Here is a 24,801-nt window from a genome sequence, read left to right as displayed (position 1 = left end):
CAGGAGCCTGTCAGCGTCGGTGATTTATTCTTCCAGTTCGTCGGAGGGGATCACTGGGAAAAACTGCCCGGAGGACCAGAGGCCAAACCAACGGCTGCCCTCATGATCTTTGTGCGCGCCGATGTCCACCAGCCGGTAGAAGCTTTTGCGGTCGATCAGCGCTTCGAGGTTGCTGCGCACCAGCACATAGGGCGATGGCTCACCCGTGTCGGGATCGCGCACCACCCTGATCGGCGCCGCCGCCCCGGCGGTCATTTCATCGCCAAGGTTGGTGACAAACTGCAGCTTTTGTTCGGCACCTGTGCCCGTCACGGTAAAATCGACCGCAACAAAAGGGGCGTCATCGACGGTGATGCCAACCTTCTCCACCGGGGTGACCAGAAAGTATTTATCGTCGTCTTTGCGCAGGATGGTGGAAAACAGCCGCACCAGCTCGGGCCGTCCGATTGGGGTGCCCAGATAGAACCATGTGCCATCCCGGGCGATCCGCATGTCCAGATCGCCACAAAACTCAGGGTTCCACAGATGTACCGGCGGCAGACCTTTGCCCTTTGCGGCGGCTTTGGCCGCTTTGGCGATGCCATCGGCCGAGGGAATCTCACGCATTTGTTCGCTCATAACTTTTGCCATTTGAATTTGCTGCGATAGAGTTAAGTCAAAGATAGGGCCGAGAGTGGAGTTTGACCATGAGTGACGCAACCGACCTGGTGGTCGAAATCGAAGCGGTCGAGGAAAAACTGGCAAAAGCCAAGCAATCGATCACCCGGCGTTTCATCGGGCAGGAACAGGTGGTGGACCTGACGCTATCTGCCTTGCTGTGCGGTGGCCATGCGCTGCTGATCGGCCTGCCGGGTTTGGGGAAAACCCGTTTGGTTGACACGCTGAGCACTGTGATGGGGCTCAACGGCAACCGCATCCAGTTTACGCCGGACCTGATGCCTGCTGATATTCTGGGGTCTGAAGTACTGGACACCGAAGGTGATGGCAGGCGGGCCTTCCGTTTTGTGCCGGGACCGATTTTTTGCCAATTGCTGATGGCGGATGAGATCAACCGCGCCTCGCCACGGACCCAATCGGCCTTGCTGCAGGCCATGCAGGAACGGCACGTGACCGTCGCGGGTGAGGATCGGCCACTGTCACCGCCGTTCCACGTGCTGGCCACCCAGAACCCCATTGAACAAGAAGGCACCTATCCGCTGCCCGAGGCGCAGCTGGACCGATTCCTGGTTCAGATCGACGTGCATTATCCTGACCGCGCAACGGAACGTGACATTCTGCTGGCCACAACAGGTGTCGAGGAAGAAGAGGCGCATGAAGTGTTCACCGCTGAGGAGCTGATCCGTGCCCAAACCCTGCTGCGGCAGATGCCCGTCGGGGACAGCGTGGTAGAGGCGATCCTTGATCTGGTGCGGGCCTTCCGGCCCGAAGATGACAGCGCCGATGCGCGGGTGCGTGAAACCGTGGCCTGGGGGCCCGGCCCCCGTGCGGCGCAGGCGCTCATGCTGACAGTGCGCGCGCGCGCGATGTTACAGGGGCGTTTGGCCCCCTCCGTCGAAGATGTGGCGGCGATGGCGCAGCCGGTGCTGAGCCATAGGATGGCGCTGAATTTTGCCGCCCGGGCGCGCGGCGATAGCCTGGCTGAGCTGATTGAGGAAACCGTTGCCCGGATCATGCGGGTTGAGGCCGCCGCGTGAGTCCAGAGGCATCCCTCAGGGCGCGCGCCGAGGCGCAGGCCGCCAGCCTGCCGCCTCTGCTGGCGCGGGCTGAACATCTGGCCGGAACCGTACTGCTGGGCGAACATGGCCGCCGTCGCGCGGGCATGGGGGATGATTTCTGGCAGTACCGTCCGGTGCAGGCTGGTGACAGCCGCCGGATGATTGACTGGCGCCGCTCGGCACGGGGGGATGCGCAGTTTGTGCGCGAACGTGAATGGCAGATCGCGCAGAGTGTGATCCTCTGGGTGGATCAATCGGCCTCGATGCAGTTTTCATCCGATAAATCACTGCCCAGCAAGCTGGAGCGGGCCCGTGTTTTGGCACTGGCAACAGCGATCCTGCTGATCCGTGGCGGCGAACGTGTGGGCCTGTCTGGCACCCTGTTGCCACCGCGCCGGGGCAACAATCAGATCCTGCGTCTGGCCGAGTTTTTCAGCACCGAGAGCGCAGAGGATTACGGCGTACCGGAGGCCCGCGCGATGCTGCCGCAGGCCCGGGGTCTGTTTGTTTCAGACTTCATGGGGGATTTGACACCGCTGCGCGAGGCGCTGACCAAAGCCGCAGATCGCGGTGTGCGCGGGGTGTTGTTACAGGTGCTGGACCCCAGTGAGGAATCCTTTCCTTTCCGCGGGCGCACCATTTTTGAAAGCATGGGTGGCAGCCTGCGCCATGAAACGCTGAAAGCGGGTGAACTGCGGGATCGCTACCTGCGTCGGCTGGCGCAGCGCAAGGATGAGTTGGGTCAATTGGCATTGCGGACGGGCTGGCAATATCACTGTCATCACAGCAATGACGCCGCGCAGATGGCGCTGATGTGGCTGTGGCAGGCGATAAACCGGGGGACCGCGTGATGTTCGCCACCCTGTCGCACATTGGATTTGCCACGCCCTGGCTGCTTTGGGCGCTGGTCGGGCTGCCGGTTCTGTGGATCCTGTTGCGCGCCGTGCCGCCTGCGCCGATCCGGCGCCGCTTCCCTGGGGTGATCCTGCTCTTGGGGTTGAGCGACGAAGACACCGTCAGCGACAAGACACCGTGGTGGTTGATCCTGTTGCGCATGCTGGCAGCGGCAGCGGTGATCATCGGCCTTGCCGGGCCGATCCTGAACCCGGACACGGCTGAGCAACAGGGCGACGCGCCACTGGTGGTTATTTTTGACGGCAGCTGGGCAGGTGCCGAAGGGTGGCCACGTCGGATGGAACTGGCGGGGCAATTGCTGCGTGAGGCTGGGCGTGAGGGCCGTGTGGCAGCTGTTTTGTCGCTAAGCGATCCGCGCCCGGTCAGCTTTCAGCCCGCAGATGTGATCGCCAGCCAGTTGGAAGGGGTTGAACCCCGTGCCTGGGGGCCAAGTGCTGAAACCCTGTCACGTGCTGCAGCTATCCTGTCCGTCGTGGGAGGCGAGTTTGAAACCCTGTGGATGTCAGACGGGGTGAGCTACCCCGGACGCGCGGCGGTCCTGCAGATGGCGGAGGATCGCGGCCCGGTTACCGTGTTTGAAAGCGATAGTGCCGTGGTGGCGCTGCACCCGGCGCAGTTTGCGGATGGTGAGATCCTGATCAGCGCCACCCGCAGCCGGTCCTCGCTGGCCTCGGACCATGTGATGCGCGCCCATGGGCGGGATCCGGCAGGCGTCAGTCGGGTGTTGGCGACGGTGCCCCTGCAGTTTGCTGCGGGGCAGGATGCGGCTGAAGTGCGCCTGTCGCTGCCGGCGGAACTGCGGGCGCGGGTCAGCCGGTTTGATCTGCAGGGTACCCGCAGCGCCGGTGCCGTGGTGCTGAGCGATGACAGCCTGCGCCGGCGCGAAGTGGCGCTGATCACCGGGCGGCAGGACCGCGAAGGGCTGGAGCTGCTGTCGCCGCTGCATTACCTGCATCAAGCCCTCGCCCCCAGCGCTGATCTGCTGGACGGCGCGATTGAAGAGGTCATTCCGGCAAACCCGGATGTGATTATCCTGGCGGATGTGGCGGACCTAACCCCGGCGGAGGAAACCGCGCTGGTCACTTGGGTCGAAGAGGGTGGGCTGCTGTTGCGCTTTGCCGGGCCGCGTCTGGCGGCCAGCGATCTGGCCCGCAGCGAAGAACACCCGTTGCTGCCTGTGCGTTTGCGTTCAGGTGGGCGCACGGTTGGCGGCGCGATGAGCTGGGGCGCGCCCAAGGCATTGGCCCCTTTCAAAGAAGAAAGCCCGTTTTACGGCCTGCCCGTGCCAGAGGATGTTTCGATCTCCGCCCAGGTGGTGGCGCAGCCGGACCCAACGCTGGCCGAACGTGTGATCGCAGAACTGAGTGATGGCACCCCCCTGGTGACACGCAAACCTTTAGGGCAGGGACGGGTTGTGCTGGTGCATGTCTCGGCCAATGCGGAATGGTCGTCTTTGCCGCTGTCGGGGCTGTTTGTGCAGATGCTGGACCGTCTGGCGGTCTCCTCCGTCACCGGGCAACCGGAGGCTGCGGATCTGGCCGGCACCACCTGGCAGCCGCAGCGGGTGCTGGATGGTTTTGGCCGGTTGCACGACGCAGGCACCTTGCCGGGCATCGCGGGCGAAGATCTGGTCGAGGCGCCTTTGGGGCCGCAGGTGCACCCCGGCCTTTATCAAGGGCCGACACGCACGCTGGCACGCAATGTCATGCAGCCGGATCAACAGATCGTGGCGGCTGAATGGCCCTCCTCCGTCCGGGTTGAGGGGCTGGAACGGGCCGAACCGCTGATGTTGGCGGGCTATCTGTTGGCCTTGGCTTTGATCCTGTTGTTGCTGGATGTGATTGCGGCCTTGGCCCTTTCGGGGCGGCTGGCCCTTCGGCCAAACAAGGCGGCGGTCCTGCTTCTGTTGGCCTTACCACTGGCCCAACCGCAGCCTGCCCATGCCGATGATTCCTTTGCACTGCGGGCCACGGCTGAACTGGCTTTGGGCTATATCCGCACTGGTGATGCGGGCGTCGATCAAGTGTCAGAGGCTGGTTTGCGTGGCCTCAGCGAAACCCTGTTTTTCCGCACCTCGGTGGAGCCTGCCGAGCCCATCGGCGTGGATCTGGAGCGGGATGAGTTGGCGCTGTTCCCCTTCCTCTACTGGCCCATCACAGAGGCGCAGTCGATCCCCTCGGTGGAGGCCTATGCGCGGCTGAACCGCTACCTGCGGTCTGGCGGCATGATCCTGTTTGACACTCGTGACGCTGATGTGGCGGGATTTGGCACCTCCAGCCCCAATGGGCGCAAACTGCGCCGGTTGGCGGAACCGCTGGACATCCCCGCGTTGGAGCCTTTGCCGGTGGACCATGTACTGACCCGCACCTTCTATCTGCTGCAGGATTTCCCCGGCCGCCATATGGGGCGTGACATTTGGGTGGAGGCCGCACCGGCAGACGCTGAACAGGTTGAGGGCATGCCGTTTCGCAACCTGAATGATGGCGTCACCCCGGTGGTGATTGGCGGCAATGACTGGGCTGCGGCCTGGGCGATGGATGCGCGGGGTAATGCGATGTTCCCGATCGGGCGTGGGTTTTCCGGCGAACGCCAGCGCGAACTGGCCTATCGTTTTGGGGTCAATCTGGTCATGCATGTGCTGACTGGGAACTACAAATCGGATCAGGTGCACGTGCCTGCGCTGCTGGACAGGTTGGGACAATGACGGCTGAGATCACATTTGACCCGCTTCTGTCGCTGACGCTGATTGCTGTTTTGGCAGCGGTGGTTCTGGGCGCAGCGGTGCTGGCCTGGGCGCGCGGACTGTCTGGTTGGGCGCTGCGGCTTCTGGCCGGGTTGGTTGTGCTGGCAGCCTTGGCCGGACCGTCGCTGCGGCAGGAGCAGCGCGCGACGCTCTCGGATATTGTGCTGATGTTGGTGGATCAGTCTGCCAGTCAGACTCTGGCGGCGCGGGCACAACAAACGCAAGCCGCTGCAGACGCGCTTGAGGCGACGCTGACCGCCCGCCCTAACACGGAGGTGCGCCGTATCACCGTGGGCGACGGCGCCGACAACAGCGGCACCCAGCTGCTGAGCGCCCTGAACGCCGCCCTGGCAGAGGAGCCACGCGCCCGCATCGCCGGTGTCTTTGCTTTGAGTGATGGCCGCGTGCACGATCTGGATCAGGTGCCCGATCTGCCTGCACCGATGCATCTGCTGCAAAGCGGGGTCGCGGGCGACTGGGACCGCCGTCTGATCGTCGAAAACGCCCCGGCCTTTGCGATTCTGGGCGAACCTGTTGTTCTGTCCCTGCGGGTGGAGGATCAGGGCAACCCACCGCCCGGCATCGGGTTGGTGGAGCTGTCCCTGTCTGTCGATGGTGAGGCGCCGTTCGTGACGGCAGTGCCACTGGGGCAGACCTTTGAGGTGCCGATCACCCTTAGCCATGGTGGGCGCAACGTGATCCAGTTCGCCGTGCCCGAAGCGGCGGGGGAATTGACGGCGCGCAACAATGCCGCCATCGTGCAGATCAACGGGGTGCGGGACCGCCTGCGGGTCCTGCTGGTCAGCGGGGAGCCGCATCCGGGTGGGCGCACCTGGCGCAACCTTTTGAAATCAGACAGCTCGGTCGATCTGGTGCATTTCACCATTCTGCGTCCGCCTGAAAAACAGGATGGCGTGCCAGTGGCGGAACTGTCGCTGATTGCCTTTCCGACGCGTGAGCTGTTTCTGGAAAAGATCGATGATTTCGATCTGATCATCTTTGACCGCTATAAACGGCGTGGGATCCTGCCATCGATCTATCTGGAAAACGTCCGGCGTTATGTCAGTGATGGCGGTGCGGTACTGGTGGCGGCGGGGCCGGATTTTGCCAGCGCGGATTCGCTCTATCGCTCCCCGCTTGGCACTATTCTTCCGGGGCGTCCTACAGCGCGTGTCATTGATGAGGGCTATCAGCCTGAGGTCACCGATCTGGGGCAACGCCACCCTGTAACGGCGGGGCTGCAGGCGCCTGATGGTCCGGATTGGGGGCGCTGGATGCGGCAGGTGCAACTGGCGCCGGAGGCCGGATCGGTTGTGATGTCCGGCGTTGATGATGAGCCGCTGCTGATCCTTGACCGGGTGGGCGAAGGGCGGATTGCGCTCTTGGGTTCGGATCAGGCCTGGCTGTGGGATCGCGGCTTTGAGGGCGGTGGACCGCAGCTGGAGCTGCTGCGCCGTCTGGCCCATTGGATGATGAAAGAACCTGAGCTGGAGGAGGAAACCCTGTCCGCCAGCGCGATTGGGCAGGAAATGCGGATCCTGCGCCGCACCTTGGGCGAAGAGGTTGGGCCGCTCAGCATCACGACCCCTGACGGGGATGTGGTGGATGTTGAGATGCTGCAAACTGGCCCGGGGTCTTATGAGGCCACCTATGAGGGGCCGGAGATCGGGCTTTATCGTCTTAATCAGGACGATGTCGAAGCGGTGATTGGCCTTGGCCCGGCCGCCCCACGTGAGTTTGAAGAAACCATTGCCAGTGCGGCGCCGCTGGCCCCGCTGATGGCTGAAGCGCGCGGTGGTGTGTGGCTGATGGAGGAGGGCACCCCCCGCTTGCGCGATGTGCGCCCGGGCCGCCCCGCGGCGGGGCGTGGTTGGCTGGGGCTGACCCCGCGCGAAGCGACGGAGACACTGGCGGTGACCCGTCTGCCGCTGATGCCGCCCTGGCTGGTAATGCTTTTGGTTTTGGGGCTGACCCTGGCCGCCTGGCTGCGGGAAGGCCGGCGCTGAGCCTAGTGGCTGAGGGGGACGGCGACCTGATCGCCGTGCCAGCCATCGGTTGAACAGCGGGCGCGGATATAGATCACCTCCGTCCCATCGGGCACCATGACCGAGCGCAGTGAGCGGGTGAAAGGCTGTTCGTCCACATGTGGATGCATCAGTTTGCGCAGACCCAGACGTTTGCCATTGGCATCCAGAATCTCCCAACCATCAGCATAGTGATCCCAGCCCGTGTCATTGTGGCGGATGGTGACATCGATGCGCCACCCCATACCAGAGCGTTCGGCACTGACAGTGATGATTTCTGGCGCGTCGGCCAGGGTGGCGGTGGCGCTGCAAATCAACAGCGCGGCGATCACGGAACGAAGGAAACAGGTCATGTGCAGTAGTGTATCAGCCCGGGTGGCATTCAGGGGTCACGATGGCGTGTGAGATATGTCAGCCCTGCTTCAGGATTTGCGGTGCCCTATGTCATCTGTCAGCGCCATCAATGCTTCGCGGGAACGCGAGGCAAAATCGCGCCGCCACAACACGCCGAAGGTGATGCATGTGGCCAGGATCAGCCCGATGGGTCCGATCATCCAGACGGTGCTGGCCAGCGCGAAATAGATCGATCGCAGGCCCTGATTGTAGCTGCGCGCGCCGGTGATGTTGATCTCCGCCGCCTTCATCGCCCGTGGGATTGAAACCGGATCGTCCACTTCATTCGGTACCGCGCCCATCAGGACGGCACAGTAGCCGAACAGCCGGTGCGACCAGACGAATTTCAAAAACGCATTGGTCAGGAAAAACAGCACCACGATCAGCTTGGCTTCGAACACAAACTTAGGATCGCTGTTGAGCGACAGGTCATTGGCCACCCCAACCAGCTGTTCGGCATTGCCAATGGCCGCCAGCGCCGCCCCGATGGCCAGCATCGCGGCTGAGGCAAAAAACGATGTGCCCTGCCGCAGGGTAGAAAGGGTCTGCGCGTCAAAGATCCGCGGCTGCCGTGTCACCATCTGGCGCATCCATTCGCGCCGGTATTCCGCCATCAGAACGGAAACGGAGGGTCGTGATTTCGGAGGGTTTTGGATCAGCCAGCCGATCAGCATCCAGGCAAAGAACAACAGTCCCAACGCGGCCAGATCCAGCCAGTCAAACAGGCGGGCAATCTCAACAGGGGTGAGGCTGGGGGTCATTGCGGCCGCTCCGGATCAGAACGGTTTAACCACCACCACCCAGAGGATGGCAATGGCACCGAAGACGCTGACTTCGTTGAAGATGCGCAGGAACATCTCACTTTCGCGAAAGACGCCCCGGCGCGCGGCGATGACCAGTTTGCCGGTCCAGATGTAATGCGCGGCGAGGGCACCGACGAGCGTCAGCTTCAGCCAGACCCATGCCGGGAAATCCAGATCCCATCCAAGCCACAGCCCGGTTCCCAGCGCAATCACGCCAAGCCCCGCTGAGAATCGATAGAGCCGCACGGTCAGATCGCCCAGGGGGCCAAATTCCCCCAGCCGGTCATATTCCCGTTTCCAGTAAATCAGCGCACGCGGCACCGCAAAGATGCTGGTCATCCAGCCCATGACGCAGAGGATATGTATAATTTTGACCCATTCCATGCCTCCTTCTGCCCGTTTTGTGGATACCTGCACAAGTGCGCCCCGGTCACATCTGCAAAAAGATTTGCAGTGCGGAAATTTTTGGTTATATAAACTTACCAATTCCAGGGAGGTGCTTATGGAAATGCCCAAACCCGACCCAGATGTGCTGGCTCTGAAGCCGGTATTGGTCAAAAAACTGCAAGAGGTTCTGCCGCAGGATGCGGTGATCCATGAAGAGGCCGAGACCCGCGCCTATGAGTGTGACGCGCTGACGGCCTATCGCTGCCCGCCACTTGCCGCCGTTTTGCCGCGCAATACCGAAGAGGTCGCAGCGGTTCTGAAGATCTGCCACGACATGAATGTGCCTGTGGTGCCACGCGGGGCGGGCACCTCATTGGCGGGAGGATCCCTGCCCACGGCGGATTCGGTGATCCTGGGCGTGGCGCGGATGAATGACGTGCTGGAAACCGACTATGACAACCGGTTCATTCGGGTGCAGACCGGCCGCACCAACCTCAGCGTGTCCGGCGCGGTGGAGGAAGAGGATTTCTTCTACGCGCCTGATCCCTCGTCGCAGCTGGCCTGTGCCATTTCTGGCAATATCGCGATGAACTCGGGCGGGGCGCATTGCCTGAAATACGGTGTGACCACCAATAATCTGCTGGGGGTCACCATGGTGCTGATGGATGGCACTGTGGTCGAGATTGGCGGCGCCCATCTGGACAGCGGTGGGCTGGACCTGCTGGGGGTGATCTGCGGATCCGAAGGGCAGCTGGGTGTGGTGACCGAAGCCACCCTGCGCATCCTGCGCAAACCTGAAGGGGCGCGACCGGTTCTGATGGGCTTTGACAGCAATGAAGTGGCCGGCCAATGCGTCAGTGACATCATCAAGGCCGGCGTGCTGCCGGTGGCGATTGAGTTCATGGACCGCCCCTGTATCCGCGCCACCGAAGCCTTTGCCGGGGCAGGCTACCCGGATTGCGAGGCGTTGCTGATCGTTGAGGTCGAAGGCAGCGACGGGGAAATCACCGAACAGCTGGACAAGATCCTGGCCATCGCCCGGTCGCACAACCCGGTGGAGCTGCGCGAAAGCACCAGTGCCGATGAAAGCGCCCGCATCTGGCTGGGCCGGAAATCGGCCTTTGGTGCGATGGGGCAGATCAACGATTACATGTGTCTCGATGGCACAATCCCCGTGAACCAGCTGCCCTATGTGCTGCGCCGGATTGGCGAGATGAGCCAAGAATATGGCTTGGGTGTTGGCAATGTGTTCCACGCGGGCGACGGCAATATGCATCCGCTGATCCTGTTCAATGCCAACAAGCCGGGCGATCTGGAGAAATGCGAAGCCTTTGGCGCCGATATCCTGAAGCTTTGTGTGGAGGTGGGCGGCTGCCTGACCGGTGAACATGGCGTTGGTATCGAAAAACGGGACCTGATGGTCGACCAGTTTGAACCGCAGGACATGGAAGCACAGATGGCGGTGAAGGATGTGTTTGACCCGAAGTGGTTGCTCAATCCCGCCAAGGTCTTCCCGCTGGCGACCAGTGAAACCCGCCGGATCGCGGCAGAGTGACAGGGACAATCGGGGTTTTGCAGTGGTGAGAGGGGCGCTGCCCCTCTGCGGTCATCTGGCGATGACCCCATTCACCCCGGAGCATTTTGGAAACAGTGAACATGAGACCTGAAACAGAGGCCGAACTGGCCGAGATCATCAAAGGCGCCGCTGCGCCGCTGTCCATCCGGGGCGGCAATACACGGGGCATGGCGCCTGAAGGTGACGTTTTGGAAACCGGCGGATTGTCGGGGGTGGAGCTTTATGAGCCCGGCGCGCTGACGCTGGTGGTGAAGGCCGGCACCCCGGTGGCTGAGGTTGAGGCGCTGCTGGCGACCGAAGGCCAGCGCCTGCCTTTTGAACCGATGGATCATCGCGCGCTGCTGGGCACTACGGGGGTGCCGACGATGGGTGGTGTGGTGGCTGCCAATATCTCGGGCCCGCGCCGAGTCCAGGCGGGGGCCTGTCGGGATTATCTGCTGGGCGTGCGGTTTGTCGATGGCAACGGTGTTGCGCTGAAGAATGGCGGGCGGGTGATGAAGAATGTCACCGGCTACGATCTGGTCAAGCTGATGGCCGGATCTTACGGCACTTTGGGGGTGCTGACCGAAGTGAGCTTCAAGGTGTTGCCGCAGCCCGAAGCTGCTGCCTGCGTGTTGATCGAAGGGCTGTCAGATGACGTGGCGGTACAGGCGATGTCGGCGGCGTTAGGATCGCCGTTTGATGTGACGGGTGCGGCCCATGCACCTGTGGGCGTAGACGGCGCGCCGGTGACGATGATCCGCGTTGAAGGCTTTGAAGGCTCCGTGGCTTATCGGGCGGAGCAGTTGAAGAGTCTCTTGGGGGGCTTTGGTGACCTGAGCGTGGAGACCGCGCCAGAGCGTTTGGCGGCAGGCTGGAAGTGGATCCGGGATGTCGAGGCCTTTGCCGGTCAGGAGGGCGATGTTTGGCGGATCTCGGTGAAACCGTCGGATGGGCCCAAGGTGGCTGCGGCGCTGGACGCCAAGGCGGTGGTCTATGATTGGGGCGGAGGTCTCGTCTGGGTCTTGATGCCTGCGGGACGCGATATTCGGTCAGCGCTGTCTGATATGGGAGGCCATGCCAGTTTGGTGCGCGCCTCATCCGAGACCAAAGCGCGGGTGGCGATGTTGCAGCCTGAACCGGCCCCCGTGGCGGCGCTGAGCAAGGGCATTCGGCAGAAATACGATCCACGCGGGATCCTGAACGCAGGGCTGATGGGGTAAGATATGCAGACCACTTTTACCGAAGAACAGCTGCAGGATCCCGGCATCCAGCGGGCCAATGAAATCCTGCGCGCCTGTGTGCATTGCGGCTTTTGTACCGCAACCTGCCCAACCTATCAGGTACTGGGGGATGAACTGGATAGCCCGCGTGGGCGGATCTATCAGATCAAAGATATGCTGGAAAACGAACGGGTGCCGGATGAGAAGACGGTGAAACATGTGGATCGTTGCCTCAGCTGCCTGGCCTGTATGACCACCTGCCCCTCGGGCGTGCACTACATGCATCTGGTAGATCATGCGCGTGAGTATATTGAGAACAACTATAAGCGCCCCTTCACCGACCGGGCGTTGCGTTGGGTGCTGGCGCAGATCCTGCCCTATCCCATGCGCTTCCGTATGGCGCTGCTGGGGGCCAAGATCGGGCGGCCCTTTGCCCGGTTGATGCCGGATGCGCGGTTGCGGGCGATGCTGGAGATGGCGCCGAAGGTGATCCCGCCAGTGAGCCGCAATGATGATCCGCAGACGTTCCCTGCTGAACAGCCGCGCAAGATGCGTGTGGCCCTGATGACGGGTTGCGCGCAGAAGGCGCTGAACACCGATATCAACGATGCCACCATCCGGCTGCTGAAACGCATGGGCTGTGACGTGGTGATTGCCGAAGGAGCAGGTTGTTGCGGTGCGCTGACCCATCACATGGGCAAAACATCTGACAGCCACGCAACGGCGGCCAAGAATATCCTCGCCTGGGTCGCGGAGATGGATGGTGAAGGGCTGGACGCCATTGTCATCAACACCTCAGGCTGCGGCACCACGGTGAAGGACTACGGCCACATGTTCCGCAATGATCCCCTAGCCGCCGAGGCCAAACGGGTGAGCGAGATTGCGATGGATGTCTCTGAGGTCTTGATGAAACTGGACCTGCCGGAAGGTGCGGACAAAGGCATGACCATTGCCTATCACGCCGCCTGTTCACTGCAGCATGGGCAGAAAATCAAGACCTATCCCAAGGACTTGCTGAAAAAGGCGGGCTTCACCGTGGTGGAACCTGCCGACAGCCACCTGTGCTGTGGCTCGGCCGGGACCTACAATTTGATGCAGCCTGAAATCTCGGGCCAGCTAAAACAGCGCAAGGTGCGGACGTTGGAGGCAAGGAACCCTGATGTCATCGCTGCAGGCAATATTGGCTGCATGATGCAGATCGGATCTGCCACCGAAGTGCCGATTGTACATACGGTTGAGCTGCTGGATTGGGCTAATGGTGGCCCCAAGCCGCCAGCCCTGTGCGACGGGGCAGAGAAGCGCCATACCGGCGTGCCGATCCTGAAGTGACGTCGGAAATGGGGCGCTTCACTGCCCCATTTTCGCCCTAAGCCTTGGCTAAGAGGGTCGCAGAGAGAGGATTCTTGTATGCTGCGTTTCTTGGCTTCGGCGATTGAATTAGCCCTGACCCCGTTGGTCAAAAAGGCACCTTTATTGGTGTTTGGCGTGATGCTGGCCGTTCCGATGGGGGCTGGGCAACTGGCCGCGCAGGACAGTCGCCTGCGCCGTTTGGATACCGGTGAGGACAGCAAAGGCTGGGAAGCGGTCGGTCGGCTGGATCTGGCCGGACGTGGATTTTGCACCGGGGCGCTGATTGCGCCGGATCTGGTGCTGACCGCGGCCCATTGCCTGTTTGACCGCCAAAGCGGCGCGCAGATCGATACCTCAAAGATTGAGTTTCAGGCCGGTATGCGCAACGGCCGGGCCGAGGCCTACCGCCAGGTGCGCCGGGTGGTGATGCATCCCTCATACCGGTTCGAAGGGCCGGTGACCGCCGAACGGGTGCGCGCTGACCTGGCCCTGCTGGAACTGGCGCATCCCATCCGCAATGGAGCGATTGAGCCGTTTCAGGTGATGCGCGACGCAGGCACCGGGGACCGGGTGGGCGTTGTCTCCTACGCGCATGACCGGGCCGAAGCCCCGTCTGTGCAAGAGATCTGTTCGGTCATGGGGCAGCAGCAGGGGGTCTTTGTTCTGTCCTGCGATGTTGATTTTGGCTCCTCCGGGGCGCCGGTGTTTTCCATGTCTGGTGGCATCCCGCGGATCGTTTCGGTGATCTCGGCCAAGGCCGAAGCTGAGGGTGAGAAAGTGGCGTTGGGCAGCCAGTTGGATGCGTCAGTGGATCTGCTGCGGACGCAGTTGAAATCCGGGGTGGGTGTCACCCGCCCAACCGTCACCCGTGGCAATGCCGCAACCGAGAAAAACCGCGCAAATATCGGCGCGAAATTCGTTTCTGTCGGAGGGGGTTGAAACCCCGAAAAACGCTTCCCACATCTGATGCATCGGGGCGCCAATGATGGGCCTCGGACCCCCTGCCTGTCCAAGATGGAAGGCAGTTAACACTGGTTTCGCTCAGATGGAGGATACCCATAATGCGTTCTTTTGACTTTGCCCCGCTCTACCGCGCCTCTGTTGGTTTTGACCAAATCGCCGACATGATGGACCGCGTCTTTACCAATGACGCGCCGCAGCCGAGCTACCCCCCCTATAACATCGAAAAAACCGACGAAAACGCCTATCGCATCTCGATTGCCGTTGCTGGTTTTTCCGAAAGCGACCTGACCGTTGAGGTCAAGGAAAACGCGCTGATCATCGCTGCCCGTAAGGGTGAAAAAGATGACAAAGCCGCTCAGTACCTGCACCGTGGCATCGCCACCCGTGCCTTTGAGCGCCGCTTTACCCTGGCCGATCACGTGCGTGTCACCGGCGCCATCCATCAGGATGGTCTGCTGCATATCGAACTGACCCGCGAAGTGCCCGAAGCACTGAAGCCGCGCCGCATTGCCATCACCACCGGTGCTGCGGTTGAGAAGGATGTGGTTGACGCCAAAGCGGTGAACTAACCCCCTCCATACTCCTCCCCCCCCGACGTTCCCCGTCGGATGGCCTGTCAGGGCCATGGGCAGAGCTTCGGCTCTGCCCTTCTTCGTTTGTGGGTCAGGCGATCCGCAGCAGAACCGCACCGTTGCGGCGGCGGCTTTCGACCAGACGGTAGGCGGATTGAATATCGGCAAGGTCAAACCGGTGACCGATCACCGGACGGACCTGACCATCACGGACCATCCGCAGCAAAGCGCGCAGGTCCTCCTGCTTGTCCTCATTCACCCCGATGATCAGACGCGGGCCTTGCCGGAATTTATTGGCGATCATCTGACCAAATTCGGCACAGCCAAAATTCAACGCTACAAAGCGACCGTCAGGTTTCAGCAGGCTGCGCCCTTTGGGGAAGGGCAGGAAACCAGCAGGATCCAGAATGACGTCATAGTCACGTCCGGCGGCGCTTAGGTTTTGCTGGGTATAGTCGATCACCCGGTCCGCGCCCAGCTGACGCAGCTGGGCCAGGGACCCGGTGCTGCCCACGGCGGTCACCTTGGTCCCCAGTGCCTTGGCGATCTGCACTGCATAAAGACCCACGCCGCCGCTGGCGCCAGGAATCAGGACCTCTTCACCCGGTTGCACCTTGGCGATATCGCGCAGGAACACCAAAGCGGCCAACCCGCCGAAGGGCAGGGCCGCGGCCTCTTCATCGCTGAGGGTTTCCGGGGTTTTGACGATGCAGCTTTTGGCCTTGATGGTCAGATATTCCGCATGTGCCCCGTGGCCGGCGAAGCCAAAGACGCGGTCGCCGGGGGCAAAATCGCTGACACCTTCACCACAGGCCTCAACCCGGCCGGCAAACTCGCCGCCCAGCACCTGTTGGCGGGGGCGAAACAGCCCAAACATCAACCGGCCCAGCAGCCAGAGGCCCCCTGGAAAGGCCGAAGCGCGCAAACGCCAATCGGCGGTCGTCACGCTGCTGGTGGTCAGTTTCACCAAAACCTCACCCCGGCGGGGGCTGGGTTTGGGGCGTTCGGCGGGCTGCACGTTTTCGGCGGGGCCATAGTGGCGGTAGATCATCGCACGCATCGGAGTGTCCTTGGTCAACATCGGTTGCACGCAACATAGGCGCGAGATCCAAGCCTGCGAATTGGCGAACTTCGGTTGGGTTCCATGCAGAAATGTTTGGATCATCGCCTTCGCCAAATAGAAAGGGCGCCCCAGATAGGGCGCCCTTCACATCAGATCAGACCGTCGCTTAGGAGGCGTCTTTGTTGATCTGACCGATGGAGAAGAACAGGGTTTCGCCCGAATGGTCATCCACCCCGTCGTTGTCGGTTGAGACGATGGCCTCACCGGTGGGCAGGATCGCCAGACCTTCCACCTTGTCCTGCACGTAGCCGTTCAGCTGTTTCAGGTCGGGCAGCAGGTCGCGCACCTCTTCTTTGCTGACCACAGGCAGCGCACCACCCAGCGGGGCCGGCACCATGTCGGCGGCGGGGATACGGTAGATCTTCTTTGTCACCGCATTGGCCCCGATCTGGTTGTCGCGTTCGATCACATAGACGTAGTTGCCATGCGCCACGATCTCGGACAGGCCGACCCAGCCCTTGGCAGGTGCGGCTTTGGGGTAATGCACGGCACCCCATTCCTTGGTCTTGGTGTTATAGGCGACCAGCTTGACGTGGTCCTTGGGATCATCTTTCCATTCACGCTGCACCGCCATCCACAGCGTGTCACCAACCTTGGTGATGCCTTCAAAGCCGAAACGTTTTTCCACCGCCATCAGCTCAGCCGGAAGGCCAAATTCCTGCTTGTGGCTCTTGATCAGGCCCTTGCTGTCAACGTGGTAGATCGCATGTGGGATGGCGCGGTCCGTGCGGCCCTCTGAGGCCAGCCAGAAGCCGCCTTTGCCGTCCAGGGTGATACCTTCCAGATCCAGTTTCTGTGCCGGCTGACCGTTGGCACGGTGCACGCGGATCACATCCACGATGCGGGCGGGCGTCTGGCTGGGATCAATTTTGAAGATCGACGGCTGGAAGCCATAGAAGCTGTCGTTCACCGCGTAGATCATGCCGTCGCTGTCCGCGACCATGCCGGAGATCGCGCCCCAGCCGATCAGCTCATCCGTGCCTTCGGAGGTCAGCATCGGATACTGTGCGGGCGCGTCCTGATATTCGTAGATCATCACATGGCTGCGCGGGCCTTTGTCTTCGATCAGGTCCTTTTCATTGGCCGAGATCAGCAGGTTGCGCGCCGGGATCGCGACATAGCCTTCGGGACCAACACCTGAGGGCAGGATCTGGGTCAGTTCAGGCGCAGCGGGGGTGGTCACGTCATAGACCCCAACAGCAGAGCCGCGTTCGGAGCCGACAAAGACCATCGGCGTGCCGCCAAAGGTGGCGGTTTCGATCGACTCGGGCTCAACACCTTTGCTGTCTGAGCGTTTGTCGGGGTAGTGGCCGATTTGAACCAGCGCGTGTTCAAAGCTGACACCGCTTTCGTAAACAACGCTGCCATCCTTGTGGAACAGGGTCCAGCCGCGCGAACCGCCGTCCATGTCGCCTTCGTTGGCGGTGGCGAAGTGGTCATCATCCAGCCATTTGACTGCGTCCGGTTCACGCGCCACCTGCGCCTGCGCATCGGTGAAGATCAGCGCGCCGCGTTCGTCTTTGGTGTCGATCCCGTCCAGATCCACGGCACCTGCGGAGAAGTGGTTCAGAATGCTGCCGTCTTTGGCAACCACCACCATGTGGTTGTTTTCCTGCAGCGATACAACAACCTCACCCTTGGTGTTGATGTCAACGAATTCCGGCTCAGGATCGTGGCCGTCCACTGCGGCCAAACCGGTCAGATCAACCGCCTGCACGGTGCCGCAATCGGCAGTGCCATCTTTGATCTGCACCAGCGACAGGAAGCCGGCGGGCAGCTGGCCGGTGCGGCCGTCACCCAGATCCTCATCCCGTTCATTTTCAATTGCGATGGCGGCGAAGCTGCCGTCTTTGGCAACGGCTACGCTGTCAGGCTGGCCACCCAGATCACAACGGGCCAGTTCTGCCTTGCTGGTCAGGTCAATGACCGACAGGTGGCCCGACGGCGCTGTGTAGCTTTCCGAGGTGTTCACGCCCACATAGGCGGTTTGTCCGATAATCGCGACCGACGTCGGCTCACCGTCCAGCGCGATATTGCCCAGCGGCTGTGGGTTGGCGGGATCGGTGATGTCGATCAGGCCCAGCACGCCCAGCGGGCTGTCGGTATAGGCCAGCGTCATGCCATCGGCGGTGGCGGCAATGATTTCAGCCGAGGTTTCGCGGTTGCGGTCTTCGCCTGCGGCCATGTTCAGCGGCGTCGCGAAAGAGGCGATGCGGTTGAAGTTCTGTTCAGCGCTGGCCGCTGCCGCCGTTAGGGCAATCGCGGAGGTCAGGCAGATCGTGCGAAAGGTCATAGGGCTCTCCCTTGTCATATCTGTGGCAGGCCTTGCACGGGCCGGATGACAGGCAGGTGACGGTTTGATGAAGCATTTCAGACTGATCACGATTTATGTCAGCTATATTGACTTACCTCAGGTCGCCGCGCAGGGTCCAAACCCATGGAGGCAGCCTTATGAAGATCGATTCGTTCTTTGCAACCCGCAATTCGCGCATGAAAGCATCGGAAATCCGTGAGCTTTTGAAACTTCTGGATCAGCCGGATGTGATTTCCTTTGCCGGGGGCATTCCTGATCCGGCGCTTTTTCCGGCCGAAAAATTCCGCGATGCGATGGCGGTTGCGTTGTCTGACGGGCAGCACGCCCTGTCGCTGCAATACTCCACCTCAGAAGGCTATCCACCCCTGCGGCAGTGGATCGCGGAACGGATGACGCAGCTGGGGGTGCCGTGCGGCGCGGACAATATCCTGATCACCTCAGGCTCGCAGCAGGCGCTGGACTATCTGGGTAAACTGTTCCTATCACCCGGCGACACGGCCCTTGTTGGATGGCCAACCTATCTGGGCGCGCTGGGGGCGTTTAACGCCTATGAACCCCGTTTTGACCGGCTGGACCCGATGGGAAATCGATCCGCCGATGAGCTGCGCGCCGAGGCAGAGGCCGCAGGGGGGCGGGTGAAATTCAGCTACCTGTCCCCAGATTTCGCCAATCCTACAGGCATCACCTTGTCACTGGAGGAACGGCAAAAAGTTCTGGCCCAGGCCGAGGCCTTGGATTGCGTGGTGATCGAAGATGCCGCCTATCAATCGCTGCGCTATGAGGGCGAAGATATCCCGCCGATCCTGGCGCTGGAACTGGCTGAGAAGGGTGATCTGGATCAGTGTCGCACGATTTACTGCGGGTCTTTTTCCAAAACTCTGTCGCCGGGGCTGCGTATCGGCTGGGTCTGTGCGGCGCGGCCGGTGATTGATCAGATGGTGCTGTTGAAACAGGCGGGAGATCTGCACACGGCAACGCTGAACCAGATGGCTGTGGCCCATGTCGCTGCGGACGGGTTTGAGGAGCACACGCAACGGCTCTGTGCCCATTACAAGGCGCGGCGGGATCGGATGCTGGCGGCTTTGACGCGTCACATGCCAGACGGCGTTGACTGGACCCACCCTGAGGGCGGCATGTTTGTCTGGATGACCCTGCCTGCGGGGATGGATGGCGCTGATCTGCTGGCGACGGCGCTGCGGGATGAAAAGGTGGCCTTTGTGCCCGGCGGGGCGTTTTACCCCGATGACGATGGGCGCAACACGCTGCGCCTCAACTTCTCCAGCCCGGACCAGGTACAGATCGATGAAGGCATTGCCCGGCTGGGCCGGGTGATCACAGAGGCACTGGCTTAAGTCCACAAAAAACGGCCCCAAGATGGGGCCGTTTCTGGTCCATACGGATGCGTCTGTTTAGATCGACAGGCAGACGTATTTCATTTCCATGTAGTCTTCCATGCCGTGGCGGCTGCCTTCGCGGCCCAGACCGGACTGTTTGACGCCACCAAACGGGGCCAGTTCGGTTGAGATGATGCCGGTGTTCACGCCAACGATGCCGTATTCCAACGCCTCGGCCACCTTGTACACACGGCTCAGGTCTTTGGCGTAGAAGTAGCTGGCCAGACCGAAGATCGTGTCATTGGCCAGTTCAATTACCTCGTCTTCGTCCTTGAAACGGAACAGAGGGGCCAGCGGGCCAAAGGTTTCGTCCGTGGCAAACTGCATGTCTTTGGTGGCGCCTGTCACGATGGTTGGCGGCAGGAAGTGGCCCGCGCCCTGCAGCGCCTCACCACCCCCTAGGATGACCTCAGCGCCTTTGGCGGTGGCGTCTGCGATATGTTCCTGCACTTTGGCGATGGCCTTGTCGTTGATCAGCGGACCAAAGTCAGTGCCGGCCTCCAGACCATCGCCGACGGTCATTTTCTCAACGGCTGCCTTCAGCTTGGCTGCAAAGGCATCGTAAACGCCGTCCTGCACGTAGATCCGGTTGGCACAGACGCAGGTCTGGCCATTGTTGCGGAACTTGCACATGATGGCACCCGCCACCGCCTCGTCCAGATCGGCGTCATCAAAGACGATGAATGGCGCGTTGCCGCCCAGTTCCATCGAGCACTTCATCACCTGATCGGCGGCCTGACGCATCAGGATGCGGCCCACATTGGTGGAGCCGGTGAAGGTCAGTTTACGCACAATCGGGTTTTCACAGAATTCCTGGCCGGTGCCGGGGGCATCCGTGGTTGGCAGGATCGACAAGATGCCCTTGGGCAGACCGGCGCGATCGGCCAGTACACCCAGTGCCAGCGCCGACAGCGGTGTCAGCTCGGACGGGCGGGCCACAAAGGCACAGCCGGCGGCCAGTGCAGGGCCTGCCTTGCGGGTGATCATCGCGTTGGGGAAATTCCACGGCGTGATCGAGGCGGCAACGCCGATAGGCTGCTTCATCACCATGATGCGCTTGTCGCGCTGGTGGCCGGGAATGGTTTCGCCGTAGACTCGTTTGGCCTCTTCGGCGAAAAATTCAATGAAAGAGGCGCCATAGGCAATCTCACCCTTTGCCTCAGCCAGCGGTTTGCCCTGTTCGGCGGTCAGGATGGTGCCCAGATCGTCCTGATGTTCCATCATCAGGTCAAACCAGCGGCGCAGCACTGCAGCGCGCTCTTTACCGGTCCAGCTGGCCCATTCTTTCTGGGCAACCTCTGCCTTGGCGATGGCCTCAGCCACCTGCGCGCGGCTGGGGTCTGCTACTTCGGCGATCACATCGCCGCGGGCCGGGTTGGTTACCGGGTAGGTCGCACCGGTGTCACTGTCGACCCAGTCCCCTGCAATATAGGCCTGCGTGGCCAGCAGGCTTGGGTCCTTCAGAAGCGATTTCAGATCGGTGGCTTTATCGAGCATGTGGTACCCTCCCGGAAATTCTCATGGCGCTGATTAGCTCTGGCACAGGCAGAGCATCTGGCGCTAGGATTGTCCAGAAAAAGTGATCAAATTCGACAGGGAAGACGTGATGGAACTGGACGACGCATATGCCAATGGCGCCTATATCGAAGGAGCTGAGGCATTCCCGCCCCGCTGGGCCGCCGCCGCTGCTGGGTTTCGCGAAGGTATGATGGAGGCCGGGCTGGCCGAACTGGACCTGTCCTATGGCGAGGGCGCGCGGCATCGGTTTGATCTGTTCAAGCCCGAAGGTCAGGCCAAGGGGCTGTTGGTTTTTGTGCACGGCGGCTATTGGCTGGCCTTTGACAAATCCAGCTGGTCCCATTTTGCCCAAGGCGCGGTGGAGGCCGGCTGGGCCGTGGCGATGCCGTCTTATGATCTGTGCCCCGATGTCTCGATCGCCGAGATCACCCATCAGATTGCCCGTATGGTGCCGGTGGCGGCAGAAATGGTGGCTGGACCGATCCATTTGGCGGGTCATTCGGCGGGGGGGCATCTGGTGGCCCGGATGGTGGTGCCGGGGCTGTTGCCGGAGGCCGTGGCAGCCCGGGTCAAGCGGGTGATGCCAATTTCGCCGGTGGCCGACCTGCGCCCGTTGTTGAAGACCTCCATGAATGAAAAGTTCAAGATGGACGACAGCGATGCCCGCGCCGAAAGCCCGGTGCTACAGCAACCGCTGGAGGGTGTTGAGGTCATCGCCTGGGTTGGCGGTGAAGAGCGTCCGGTGTTTCTGGAACAGGCCACCGCCCTTGGGGAGGCCTGGGGCTGTGACTGTGTGATCGATGCTGGCAAACACCATTTCGACGTGATCGACGGTTTGCAGGAGCGCGACGGGCGGATGATCACCCGGTTGCTGGGCTAGCGCCCCGTATTAAGCATCCCGCCGGTGGCTGTGTCGGAGCCTCCGGCGGGAGTATTTTTGAAACGTTGAAAGAGGCACGGCCCTAACCGTGGCGCGCGGCCCAGGTGGGCTGGGCGTCATTGGGCTGTTCGCTGGCGTGAAAGATCGCGCGGGCAATGGCGCGCGCCATCACGGTTGCGGCCGCATGGCCCAGATAGAGCGTATCGGCAACTGGATCGGTCAGGGGTTTCTTGCCGGTACTGGCGGCGAAAATCAGATCCCCATCCATCGGCGTATGGGCCGGAAACAGCGCCCGGGCGTAGCCATCATGGGCGGCGGTGGCCAAACGGGTGCATTGCGCCTGGGTCAATGTAGCGTCCGTGGCGATGATACCAATGGTGGTGTTGGCATGGGCAGCCAGTTTTGTGGGCGGCACGTGGGTCTCAGGGTAGTGCTGCGCCACGCCTTTACCGCCAAATTCCGCTGTCTGTTCAAAGGGCGCGGCCCAGAACTGCGGGCCGTCGCCGACAACCGCGGATCCCAGCGCGTTCACCGCAACCAGCGCCGCCACGGTGTGGCCTGAGGGTAGGGTGAAGGAGGCCGATCCAAGCCCCCCTTTCAGATTGGCGGTGGTTGCGCCGGTGCCAGCCCCGACGGATCCGAGGGCAAAATCTTCGCTAGCATTGGTCAACGCGCTGGCGCCGAGGCGCTTATAGGGGTTTTCGGTCCAGTTCTTGTCCCCCCCGTTGATCAGGTCAAACAGGATCGCGCCGGGCACGATCGGCACCAGTTGATCGCCCACCTTAAAGCCGCGCCCCTGGGCCCGCAGTGCGTCGGCAACGCCCGAGGGCGCATCCAGCCCAAAGGCCGAACCGCCGGACAAGACCAGCGCGTCGACCTGTTCCACAGTTTTATCCGGCGCCAGCAGATCGGTTTCGCGGGTGCCGGGCGCGCCGCCCATGACATGCACCCCGCATGTGAAGGGTTGATCGCCCAGCAGCACGGTCACACCGGTTTTGATATGGGGATCTTCGGCGTTGCCAACACGCAGCCCCGCTACGTCGGTGATCAGATTACGTGGGCCGGGGTCAGATTTTTCGGGCATAGTTCGTTTTTCCGTCAAATAGGTCGCAAAACATCTTGCCTGAATCTGCGGGATCGGCAAGTTGTGGCATATACGGGGCTGGGCGATGGCGTCGCCCGCATTGTTGCTTGCCTGAGGCAAGCCAGAACAATGGGCCACCGTGCAATCCGTCCTGAACGCCGGGACCTTTCTTTTCGTTAAGGAGGGTCAACAAATGACATCTCGTCCTGAGTTCTATCGTTTCCACAATGGGGAAAAAGCTGCCCTGCAATTTGCAGACAGCGAATATGCCGCGCGTGTCGCAGGGCTGCGCAAGATCCTGATCGACACAGGGGCTGACGCGGCTGTGTTTTCCTCAATGCACAACATCTCTTACTATTCGGGCTTCACCTACTGCGCCTTTGGACGGCCCTATGCGCTGGTGGTGACGGCCAGCGAATGTGTGACCATCTCGGCCGGTATTGATGCCGGTCAGCCCTGGCGGCGCTGCTATGGCGACAACATCACCTACACCGACTGGCAGCGTGACAACTACTGGCGCGCCATCCTGTCGGTCACCGGGTCTGGCAAGGTGATCGGCTATGAGAGCGACCACCTGAGCCTGCTGCAGAAATCCAAGCTGGATGCCTTCCTGAGCCCCGCCAAAACCGTTGACCTTTATGAGCCGACCATGCGCCAGCGGATGCACAAATCTGCCGCCGAGCTGGAGATGATCCGCGCCGGGGCCGCTGTGGCAGATGTGGGCGGCTATGCGATCCGTGACGCCGTGAAGGAAGGCGTGCGTGAGATTGACGTGGCCATGGCCGGCCGTGACGCGATGGAGCTGGAGATTGCCAAACGCTTCCCCGATGCCGAATACCGTGACACCTGGGTCTGGTTCCAATCCGGCATCAACACCGATGGCGCCCACAACCCGGTGACCTCGCGCCGGTTGCAACGCGGCGATATCCTGTCGCTGAACACCTTCCCGATGATTTCGGGCTATTACACCGCGCTGGAACGCACGATGTTTGTTGGTGAGGTGGATGACGCCAGCCTGAACTACTGGCAGGCCAATGTCGGCGCCCATGAATTGGGGATTTCGCTGCTGAAACCCGGGGCCAGCTGCGCCGAGGTGACCCATCAGATCAATGAGTTCTTCGCCGAACGCGACATGCTGCAATACCGGACCTTTGGATATGGCCATTCCTTCGGGGTGCTGTCGCATTACTATGGCCGCGAGGCGGGTCTGGAACTGCGCGAAGACATCGACACAGTGCTGGAGCCGGGCATGGTGATCTCGATGGAGCCGATGCTGACCATTGCAGACGGCCAGCCGGGCGCGGGTGGCTACCGCGAACATGACATCCTGATCATCACCGAAGACGGCAATGAAAACATCACCGGCTACCCCTACGGACCGGAGTTCAACGTGGTTGGCTGAGGCCGCTTTCTAAAAGCAAGGAAGGGAGGGCGAATTGCCCTCCCTTTTTTTGTGGCTGTGAGTAGGGGCGCTATATGCTGATTGCTAGGGTCAGGACCCATTGATTTCCGCGTAGGGGCGTGATTCACAGTTCGAAAAACGAGCGGTGAACATGTCTGATCTTTTCTGGTTAAGCGAAGCGCAGATGGCGCGTCTTGAGCCCTTCTTCCCGAAGTCCCACGGCAAGCCACGCGTTGATGACCGTCGTGTGTTAAGCGGAATTATCTTCATCAATCGCAATGGCTTACGATGGCGTGACGCGCCTGCTGCCTATGGCCCTCACAAGACGCTGTACAACCGTTGGAAGCGGTGGAGCGACAAGGGAATCTTTGCTCGGATGATGGCGGGTTTAGCAGCCGAGCACGGGGAAGAGAAGACCGTGATGATCGACGCCACTTATCTGA

Annotated in this window: 21 protein-coding genes; 13 read left to right on the top strand and 8 right to left on the bottom strand. The window is 61.5% G+C overall.

What is annotated here, in order from left to right:
- Positions 1 to 24: 24 nt before the first annotated feature.
- Positions 25 to 618 carry a DUF1285 domain-containing protein gene (locus TL5118_RS18600; RefSeq protein ID WP_058242324.1) on the bottom strand — a complete coding sequence of 198 codons (594 nt, stop codon included), beginning with the start codon at positions 616 to 618 and terminating at the stop codon, positions 25 to 27.
- A gap of 68 nt (positions 619 to 686) precedes the next feature.
- Between TL5118_RS18600 and TL5118_RS18595 the strand changes: the two genes are divergently transcribed.
- The 4 genes from TL5118_RS18595 to TL5118_RS18580 are packed head-to-tail and all read left to right on the top strand — an operon-like array spanning position 687 to position 7,379.
- Positions 687 to 1,694, top strand: a complete 1,008-nt coding sequence (locus TL5118_RS18595; RefSeq protein ID WP_058242325.1) for an AAA family ATPase — start codon at positions 687 to 689, stop codon at positions 1,692 to 1,694.
- Complete coding sequence (locus tag TL5118_RS18590) at positions 1,691 to 2,566, top strand: DUF58 domain-containing protein (RefSeq protein ID WP_058242326.1); 876 nt, start codon at positions 1,691 to 1,693, stop codon at positions 2,564 to 2,566. Before TL5118_RS18595 ends, TL5118_RS18590 begins: the two co-directional genes overlap by 4 nt.
- The gene (locus tag TL5118_RS18585) at positions 2,566 to 5,334 is read left to right on the top strand and encodes a DUF4159 domain-containing protein (protein ID WP_058242499.1); all 2,769 of its coding nucleotides are present in this window, start codon (positions 2,566 to 2,568) and stop codon (positions 5,332 to 5,334) included. The genes TL5118_RS18590 and TL5118_RS18585 overlap by 1 nt, the downstream gene beginning before the upstream one ends.
- Positions 5,331 to 7,379 (top strand): hypothetical protein, encoded by a 2,049-nt coding sequence (locus TL5118_RS18580; protein WP_058242327.1) that lies wholly within the window; start codon positions 5,331 to 5,333, stop codon positions 7,377 to 7,379. Before TL5118_RS18585 ends, TL5118_RS18580 begins: the two co-directional genes overlap by 4 nt.
- 2 nt (positions 7,380 to 7,381) lie before the next feature.
- Here the strand turns inward: TL5118_RS18580 and TL5118_RS18575 are convergent, their stop codons facing one another.
- The 3 genes from TL5118_RS18575 to TL5118_RS18565 all read right to left on the bottom strand — a co-directional run bounded on the left by TL5118_RS18575 (position 7,382) and on the right by TL5118_RS18565 (position 8,977).
- A complete protein-coding gene (locus TL5118_RS18575) occupies positions 7,382 to 7,750 on the bottom strand; it encodes a hypothetical protein (RefSeq protein ID WP_058242328.1) in 369 nt (122 codons plus the stop codon).
- A 69-nt stretch (positions 7,751 to 7,819) separates the two neighbouring features.
- Complete coding sequence (locus tag TL5118_RS18570) at positions 7,820 to 8,551, bottom strand: DUF599 domain-containing protein (protein WP_058242329.1); 732 nt, start codon at positions 8,549 to 8,551, stop codon at positions 7,820 to 7,822.
- A 15-nt stretch (positions 8,552 to 8,566) separates the two neighbouring features.
- Positions 8,567 to 8,977: a CopD family protein gene (locus TL5118_RS18565; protein WP_058242330.1), complete on the bottom strand. Its 411-nt coding sequence runs from the start codon at positions 8,975 to 8,977 to the stop codon at positions 8,567 to 8,569.
- Between the two features lie 118 nt (positions 8,978 to 9,095).
- Here TL5118_RS18565 and TL5118_RS18560 point away from each other — a divergent pair, with 118 nt between their 5' ends.
- The 5 genes from TL5118_RS18560 to TL5118_RS18540 all read left to right on the top strand — a co-directional run bounded on the left by TL5118_RS18560 (position 9,096) and on the right by TL5118_RS18540 (position 14,640).
- Positions 9,096 to 10,535: an FAD-linked oxidase C-terminal domain-containing protein gene (locus TL5118_RS18560; RefSeq protein ID WP_058242331.1), complete on the top strand. Its 1,440-nt coding sequence runs from the start codon at positions 9,096 to 9,098 to the stop codon at positions 10,533 to 10,535.
- 101 nt (positions 10,536 to 10,636) lie between these two features.
- Positions 10,637 to 11,758, top strand: a complete 1,122-nt coding sequence (locus TL5118_RS18555) for an FAD-binding protein (protein ID WP_058242332.1) — start codon at positions 10,637 to 10,639, stop codon at positions 11,756 to 11,758.
- A 3-nt stretch (positions 11,759 to 11,761) separates the two neighbouring features.
- Positions 11,762 to 13,087, top strand: a complete 1,326-nt coding sequence (gene glcF / locus TL5118_RS18550; RefSeq protein WP_058242333.1) for a glycolate oxidase subunit GlcF — start codon at positions 11,762 to 11,764, stop codon at positions 13,085 to 13,087.
- 78 nt (positions 13,088 to 13,165) lie between these two features.
- A complete protein-coding gene (locus TL5118_RS18545) occupies positions 13,166 to 14,047 on the top strand; it encodes a trypsin-like serine peptidase (RefSeq protein ID WP_058242334.1) in 882 nt (293 codons plus the stop codon).
- 122 nt (positions 14,048 to 14,169) lie between these two features.
- Positions 14,170 to 14,640, top strand: a complete 471-nt coding sequence (locus tag TL5118_RS18540; RefSeq protein ID WP_058242335.1) for an Hsp20 family protein — start codon at positions 14,170 to 14,172, stop codon at positions 14,638 to 14,640.
- 94 nt (positions 14,641 to 14,734) lie between these two features.
- On the opposite strand, the gene TL5118_RS18535 is transcribed toward TL5118_RS18540, so the two are convergent.
- Both TL5118_RS18535 and TL5118_RS18530 read right to left on the bottom strand, forming a co-directional pair.
- Entirely contained in the window at positions 14,735 to 15,808 is a 1,074-nt protein-coding gene (locus tag TL5118_RS18535; RefSeq protein WP_082638150.1) for an NAD(P)-dependent alcohol dehydrogenase, read from the bottom strand.
- 64 nt (positions 15,809 to 15,872) lie between these two features.
- Positions 15,873 to 18,059, bottom strand: coding sequence for an esterase-like activity of phytase family protein (locus TL5118_RS18530; RefSeq protein ID WP_058242337.1), 2,187 nt, complete (start codon positions 18,057 to 18,059; stop codon positions 15,873 to 15,875).
- 158 nt (positions 18,060 to 18,217) lie between these two features.
- Here TL5118_RS18530 and TL5118_RS18525 point away from each other — a divergent pair, with 158 nt between their 5' ends.
- Entirely contained in the window at positions 18,218 to 19,432 is a 1,215-nt protein-coding gene (locus tag TL5118_RS18525; protein ID WP_058242338.1) for an aminotransferase-like domain-containing protein, read from the top strand.
- Between the two features lie 57 nt (positions 19,433 to 19,489).
- On the opposite strand, the gene TL5118_RS18520 is transcribed toward TL5118_RS18525, so the two are convergent.
- A complete protein-coding gene (locus tag TL5118_RS18520) occupies positions 19,490 to 20,971 on the bottom strand; it encodes an NAD-dependent succinate-semialdehyde dehydrogenase (protein WP_058242339.1) in 1,482 nt (493 codons plus the stop codon).
- 109 nt (positions 20,972 to 21,080) lie between these two features.
- Here TL5118_RS18520 and TL5118_RS18515 point away from each other — a divergent pair, with 109 nt between their 5' ends.
- Complete coding sequence (locus TL5118_RS18515; RefSeq protein WP_058242340.1) at positions 21,081 to 21,872, top strand: hormone-sensitive lipase; 792 nt, start codon at positions 21,081 to 21,083, stop codon at positions 21,870 to 21,872.
- Positions 21,873 to 21,954: 82 nt separating this feature from the next.
- Here the strand turns inward: TL5118_RS18515 and TL5118_RS18510 are convergent, their stop codons facing one another.
- Positions 21,955 to 22,956: a P1 family peptidase gene (locus tag TL5118_RS18510; protein ID WP_058242341.1), complete on the bottom strand. Its 1,002-nt coding sequence runs from the start codon at positions 22,954 to 22,956 to the stop codon at positions 21,955 to 21,957.
- A gap of 193 nt (positions 22,957 to 23,149) precedes the next feature.
- On the opposite strand from TL5118_RS18510, the gene TL5118_RS18505 reads away from it, so the two are divergent.
- Together TL5118_RS18505 and TL5118_RS18500 are read left to right on the top strand one after the other, a co-directional pair.
- Positions 23,150 to 24,358, top strand: a complete 1,209-nt coding sequence (locus TL5118_RS18505) for an aminopeptidase P family protein (RefSeq protein WP_058242342.1) — start codon at positions 23,150 to 23,152, stop codon at positions 24,356 to 24,358.
- 151 nt (positions 24,359 to 24,509) lie between these two features.
- Positions 24,510 to 24,801: IS5 family transposase (locus tag TL5118_RS18500; protein WP_058260712.1), on the top strand; the 292-nt coding region annotated here is incomplete at its 3' end.

It is taken from the genome of Thalassovita autumnalis, assembly GCF_001458255.1.
In the GTDB taxonomy this organism is placed as follows: domain Bacteria; phylum Pseudomonadota; class Alphaproteobacteria; order Rhodobacterales; family Rhodobacteraceae; genus Thalassobius; species Thalassobius autumnalis.
Note: the sequence above shows the minus strand (reverse complement) of the source record. Positions and strands in the feature narration are given on the sequence as shown.

What these genes read in the sequence shown, in the direction of transcription:
- TL5118_RS18545 (WP_058242334.1), top strand. Translation starts at nt 13,166, where the DNA reads ATGCTGCGTTTCTTGGCTTCGGCGATTGAATTAGCCCTGACCCCGTTG.
- TL5118_RS18530 (WP_058242337.1), bottom strand. Translation starts at nt 18,059, where the DNA reads ATGACCTTTCGCACGATCTGCCTGACCTCCGCGATTGCCCTAACGGCG.
- TL5118_RS18575 (WP_058242328.1), bottom strand. Translation starts at nt 7,750, where the DNA reads ATGACCTGTTTCCTTCGTTCCGTGATCGCCGCGCTGTTGATTTGCAGC.
- TL5118_RS18570 (WP_058242329.1), bottom strand. Translation starts at nt 8,551, where the DNA reads ATGACCCCCAGCCTCACCCCTGTTGAGATTGCCCGCCTGTTTGACTGG.
- TL5118_RS18595 (WP_058242325.1), top strand. Translation starts at nt 687, where the DNA reads ATGAGTGACGCAACCGACCTGGTGGTCGAAATCGAAGCGGTCGAGGAA.
- glcF (WP_058242333.1), top strand. Translation starts at nt 11,762, where the DNA reads ATGCAGACCACTTTTACCGAAGAACAGCTGCAGGATCCCGGCATCCAG.
- TL5118_RS18565 (WP_058242330.1), bottom strand. Translation starts at nt 8,977, where the DNA reads ATGGAATGGGTCAAAATTATACATATCCTCTGCGTCATGGGCTGGATG.
- TL5118_RS18525 (WP_058242338.1), top strand. Translation starts at nt 18,218, where the DNA reads ATGAAGATCGATTCGTTCTTTGCAACCCGCAATTCGCGCATGAAAGCA.
- TL5118_RS18505 (WP_058242342.1), top strand. Translation starts at nt 23,150, where the DNA reads ATGACATCTCGTCCTGAGTTCTATCGTTTCCACAATGGGGAAAAAGCT.
- TL5118_RS18600 (WP_058242324.1), bottom strand. Translation starts at nt 618, where the DNA reads ATGAGCGAACAAATGCGTGAGATTCCCTCGGCCGATGGCATCGCCAAA.
- TL5118_RS18520 (WP_058242339.1), bottom strand. Translation starts at nt 20,971, where the DNA reads ATGCTCGATAAAGCCACCGATCTGAAATCGCTTCTGAAGGACCCAAGC.
- TL5118_RS18580 (WP_058242327.1), top strand. Translation starts at nt 5,331, where the DNA reads ATGACGGCTGAGATCACATTTGACCCGCTTCTGTCGCTGACGCTGATT.
- TL5118_RS18555 (WP_058242332.1), top strand. Translation starts at nt 10,637, where the DNA reads ATGAGACCTGAAACAGAGGCCGAACTGGCCGAGATCATCAAAGGCGCC.
- TL5118_RS18560 (WP_058242331.1), top strand. Translation starts at nt 9,096, where the DNA reads ATGGAAATGCCCAAACCCGACCCAGATGTGCTGGCTCTGAAGCCGGTA.
- TL5118_RS18535 (WP_082638150.1), bottom strand. Translation starts at nt 15,808, where the DNA reads ATGATCCAAACATTTCTGCATGGAACCCAACCGAAGTTCGCCAATTCG.
- TL5118_RS18540 (WP_058242335.1), top strand. Translation starts at nt 14,170, where the DNA reads ATGCGTTCTTTTGACTTTGCCCCGCTCTACCGCGCCTCTGTTGGTTTT.
- TL5118_RS18515 (WP_058242340.1), top strand. Translation starts at nt 21,081, where the DNA reads ATGGAACTGGACGACGCATATGCCAATGGCGCCTATATCGAAGGAGCT.
- TL5118_RS18585 (WP_058242499.1), top strand. Translation starts at nt 2,566, where the DNA reads ATGTTCGCCACCCTGTCGCACATTGGATTTGCCACGCCCTGGCTGCTT.
- TL5118_RS18510 (WP_058242341.1), bottom strand. Translation starts at nt 22,956, where the DNA reads ATGCCCGAAAAATCTGACCCCGGCCCACGTAATCTGATCACCGACGTA.